The sequence below is a fragment of the Aquabacterium parvum genome, from assembly GCF_001447195.1.
Lineage (GTDB): Bacteria > Pseudomonadota > Gammaproteobacteria > Burkholderiales > Burkholderiaceae_C > Aquabacterium > Aquabacterium parvum.
This window is the reverse complement of record NZ_LFRI01000560.1, coordinates 1-3,843: the sequence shown is the minus strand read 5'-3', so window position 1 is coordinate 3,843 and position 3,843 is coordinate 1. Positions and strand designations below refer to the sequence as shown.

Annotated in this window: 7 protein-coding genes and 1 pseudogene; 7 read left to right on the top strand and 1 reads right to left on the bottom strand. The window is 58.2% G+C overall.

What is annotated here, in order from left to right:
- The 7 genes from ABG80_RS22195 to ABG80_RS20105 form a co-directional block, all read left to right on the top strand.
- Positions 1 to 108 (top strand): IS3 family transposase (locus ABG80_RS22195; RefSeq protein WP_152987453.1); only part of this gene is annotated, 108 nt, incomplete at its 5' end.
- Positions 109 to 1,042: 934 nt separating this feature from the next.
- Positions 1,043 to 1,567, top strand: coding sequence for a hypothetical protein (locus tag ABG80_RS20130; RefSeq protein WP_058089340.1), 525 nt, complete (start codon positions 1,043 to 1,045; stop codon positions 1,565 to 1,567).
- 137 nt (positions 1,568 to 1,704) lie between these two features.
- On the top strand, positions 1,705 to 2,349 hold the full coding sequence (locus ABG80_RS20125; RefSeq protein ID WP_058089339.1) for a DUF7673 family protein: 645 nt from the start codon (positions 1,705 to 1,707) through the stop codon (positions 2,347 to 2,349).
- An 11-nt stretch (positions 2,350 to 2,360) separates the two neighbouring features.
- Positions 2,361 to 2,672 carry a hypothetical protein gene (locus ABG80_RS20120; RefSeq protein WP_160322622.1) on the top strand — a complete coding sequence of 104 codons (312 nt, stop codon included), beginning with the start codon at positions 2,361 to 2,363 and terminating at the stop codon, positions 2,670 to 2,672.
- 64 nt (positions 2,673 to 2,736) lie between these two features.
- A complete protein-coding gene (locus ABG80_RS20115; protein WP_058089337.1) occupies positions 2,737 to 2,976 on the top strand; it encodes a hypothetical protein in 240 nt (79 codons plus the stop codon).
- Between the two features lie 39 nt (positions 2,977 to 3,015).
- Positions 3,016 to 3,348 carry a hypothetical protein gene (locus ABG80_RS20110; RefSeq protein ID WP_058089336.1) on the top strand — a complete coding sequence of 111 codons (333 nt, stop codon included), beginning with the start codon at positions 3,016 to 3,018 and terminating at the stop codon, positions 3,346 to 3,348.
- Between the two features lie 13 nt (positions 3,349 to 3,361).
- Positions 3,362 to 3,604, top strand: a complete 243-nt coding sequence (locus tag ABG80_RS20105) for a hypothetical protein (protein WP_235513975.1) — start codon at positions 3,362 to 3,364, stop codon at positions 3,602 to 3,604.
- A gap of 136 nt (positions 3,605 to 3,740) precedes the next feature.
- On the opposite strand, the pseudogene ABG80_RS21745 reads toward ABG80_RS20105, so the two are convergent.
- Positions 3,741 to 3,843: pseudogene (locus tag ABG80_RS21745) on the bottom strand (MerR family transcriptional regulator); the annotation flags it as partial.

Here is a 3,843-nt window from a genome sequence, read left to right as displayed (position 1 = left end):
GTCTGCTTGGACACATACATCCGGTGGTACAACGAGGCGCGGATCAAAGTTTCCCTTGGTGCTCGCAGCCCTGTCGGGCATCGCCAAAGCCTGGGAATCGCCGTTTAACCAGTCCAAGTTTTCTGCCGCACCCCCGGTGGGTCAAATTTAGATCGGCGCCAACACGCCTTGCTCAGTCGCCGATAGCTCGACTCAAGACCCGGCACCAGCGACTTCAGGGCTTGGTCATGAAGCCGCTTGGCAATCAGGACGCGACGATGCGCGCGCAGCAATGGGCTCGCCTGCATAACAGACTCCCTTGGCGGATTGTTTGCCACCAAGCCTAGCGGGTTTTTCGCTGGATCGGGAGGCCATGTTTCAGCCCATGGTTCACATGCTGCTCGAAATTCCCGCGGTTCCGCTGACTGCGGAAGTTCCCCATTCTGCGGGAAGACCGAGTCTTGTTCGGGCTGGGCTCAGCCGATCCTGGGACGCTGGGCGCTGGAGATCGAGATCTTTCGAGTCGAACATCAGATCAGGGTTACCCCTGATCTGAAAGCGTCAGTTTTGGCATGCAAACCAACGTCTCCACATCAATGCAAGGGAAGGCGGATGAGGGCGCGCGCGAAGTGTGAGGCGTCAGCTCATTATTCCAACTTCCTGGATTGAATCAGTTTCTTAGATCAGATTGGCTTATGTAGGATTTTAGCCCGTATCCCGGCAGACCCTCCGCACGGCTGCGGCCGTGCTTCGGAAGTGCCTTGAATTTTGTTTGACAAGGCAATCTGGCGTCCACCTAACAGCCATTAGGTGGACGCATTTTTATTCGCTTAACTCGTCACTTTCCAGTTGAGCCAGAGCAAAAGGCCTGCCACCGAGGCGATGCGCGCTCTGGCGGTTGGTCGTCACGAGGAGCTCGAAGCCGCCACGCGAGCGTGTCTTCGCGCAACATGCGCCAAGCCCTCTTGACTTGATTTATTTAGTATTACTAAAATGAGGACGCCAACAGGCTCGAAAGCGATCGAGCTGGGCGAAGGACTCAGGACCAACGGGGGTAGACCACATGGCATTGAAGCTCGATCTCAAACCAGAACAACGTGCTCGCATCGAGCGGGTCACCTGCGAGGTGTTGCGCCTCTACGCGCTGACGCCGCGCTGGCTGGCGCGCTACTTGCTGACCACCGCGCGAGATCTCCGGCGCTTCTGCGCATGGGGTCCGATGGACTGCGTCTACGATGCCAGGCTGCTCTGGCAGCTGATACCCGAGTTGGCCTACCGGCTCGGAGAGACCAGGTTTCTCGCCGACGAGCGGATCGATGGCGAGGTGCGCTGCATGAGCGACGACATGCTGCGCTGTCAGGTGCTGATGGCATTGCGCAATGTGTCCATCCATGCCTACTGGCACAGCCCGTCGGCGCATGTCTTCTTTCACGAGGTGGCCAACGGCAACCCCGTGGTGTTCGGCGTAGATCCTAGTGGCTCCTGGTCCAGGGGATTGGGCTGCCCAGTACCTCGCGGAGATCGCGTTGCGTCGAGGCGCACGGGATTTCCACGGCAAGTGGACTCCGGGGTGGGGCGATCAGGGTAAGGGGGGACTATGGGTTTGAGAGCAAGGCAGGGCTTTGGGCTGCTGAAGCCCAAGCGACTGACGTGCCCAGACTGTGGGCAGCAAGGCATCCCACAATGGATGCCTAGTATTCAGGGGCGTGATTTAAGGAGATCCTCATGGGCATGACACAACAGCGGATAGAAGAACAAGGCTTCGAAGCCCTGCAGAGGCTTTATTTACTGGCCACGGATTTCCACCATGACCATGGCGTTGTTGCCGCACGCTTTTTGCTCGGCCTCTACAACGGGTATCGCTTCCCATTCGACCTCACGGATCTGCGCCTGCTTGATGCCGCATCGTTCCAAGATGCGATGGCCGTCCTCGTCATGGACGCCAGGCTCACTCGCAAGGAGGTGCACAACTACTTCGCCGAGGGAGGCAAGATGTTCGAGCGCCTGGTGCAAGACTGGAACATCACTGACATTGCGAGATTGAGAGAAACCGGCGATGGATCTCCCACGCCGCGAGCGCAGCGCGGAATGCTTCGGCATGAAGACGACGTGTCCGCCAAGCTTGTGACCTTCGGCAACGCGCCAGGTTATCGCGACGTGCGACTGACCTTCGATTGCGAAGTCATCGGCTCTGATCGCCAGGATGTGGGCCAGGTTCGTCTGTGCATGAGCATCAACGTCGAGGATGGCGTGACCATGATGAACCACATCAGAGACGTTCATCAGTCTGCATGGTCCCGTGGGCGACCCATTGATGCCAAGGTTGATGAGCATGCCCCACGCTGGGCTTTATGGGCGGCGACCAACTGAACGGGGAATTCATGGCTGATCGTTACACCCTTCGGTATCTCTGCGATGGCTACATCCTGGCCGATGCCTTCAGGCCGATCCTGCATTACGGCGAGAGGATCTTCAGCGTTGACGGGAGCGCACTGCCGGATCACACAGAAGACGACATCGTGAAGCTGGCCAGTGAAACGGCGCCGGATGGCTACTGGCTTCAGCGAGTGACCGCCATCGAACACGGCAAGCCGGAGCGGACGATCTTCGGCAGGCAGGTGCCCACACATAGGTCTGCTTACGCAAGCTACCACCAGAGTGGCGCCAGCGGTTTTCACCAGGCTGAAGCCTGACAGAGATCATCGGCTGGATGTTGAGCGTCTCCGCAGTGCAACCTGAAAGTCGAGGAGAGATTGAATGTTGAATAAGCCCAACCTGATTGTCGTGATGATGCTTCATTGCACGCTCGAGACTGTGTTCGGTGTTGCCATGCTTGCCATCGGGATCATGAGTATTGATGCATCGCAGGCCCCGGTGCCGCAACAGGTTGATACGGTCAGTTCCCTGTACGGTATGCCCCTCGGTTGCTTGGCAGTTTTGATGGGCGCAGGCCTGCTGCTGTTTGCGGTGTCGAAGGCCAAGAGCCTTCGCGGTTAATCGAACGGAAAATCAAATTCGAAGCGAGAAGGAGCGTGCGTGAGCAAGTCGAGTGTTTTTATCAACGGTGTTGTCGTCAGTGGCGGGCGAAACATCAGGATTCATGGCGGCCGAATCATTGTGGATGGGCAGGATGTGACGCCTGACACCAAGGTGATCACCGTCGAGGTTCACGGTGATGTCGATCGCTTGGAGGCGGAGGTATGTGACAGCATCGTGGTGCACGGAAGTGCCCGGGACGTGGCGACGCAGTCTGGCGACGTGACATGCGGAGATGTTCATGGCTCGGTTCAGACCATGTCTGGGGATGTTCGCTGTGGCAATGTCCTAGGCAACGTGAAGACGATGTCTGGCGATGTGCGAAAGGCCTGACAAGAAGAAATCCTTGACGCTTGACCGCGCCAAGGCGATCTACCGCGCTGCAGTGGATCCGAAGGCCTCGGACGCTGAAGGCGATGCTTGGTGGGGCGCGGTGCACGTTGAGATGATCCAGGTGCTGGCGGCTCGCACGCTGCCCGAGGCAGCCCAGATCATTGCGTGGTGGCATTACGATTGGTCGATGGTGGGTGATTCAGCCAAGGCTGCAGCACAACGAATCCGCGCAGCAGCTCGCGCTGCCGCGCACTGATGGACAATGAACGGGTATCGACGTGGACTTTATTGATTCAATGGAAGCATTGCTGCGCTGTTCGCGCATGTACGGGGTCAGGCTGGTGTGCGTCGCGCCTGAAGGGGTCGTCTCAGAAAACGGAAAATAAAGCACGCTAAGGCATAGCCGAACCTGCCAAGCTTGCTCCACCCTGTAGTGACGCGATCAGCGGGCAGGAAACGTTCCCCCTTCGCGCATGGCAGGCGCACACCAACTCA

Excerpts from the sequence above, each read along its gene's own strand:
- ABG80_RS20115 (WP_058089337.1), top strand. The coding sequence starts at position 2,737 with ATGTTGAATAAGCCCAACCTGATTGTCGTGATGATGCTTCATTGCACG.
- ABG80_RS20120 (WP_160322622.1), top strand. The coding sequence starts at position 2,361 with ATGGCTGATCGTTACACCCTTCGGTATCTCTGCGATGGCTACATCCTG.
- ABG80_RS20130 (WP_058089340.1), top strand. The coding sequence starts at position 1,043 with ATGGCATTGAAGCTCGATCTCAAACCAGAACAACGTGCTCGCATCGAG.
- ABG80_RS20125 (WP_058089339.1), top strand. The coding sequence starts at position 1,705 with ATGGGCATGACACAACAGCGGATAGAAGAACAAGGCTTCGAAGCCCTG.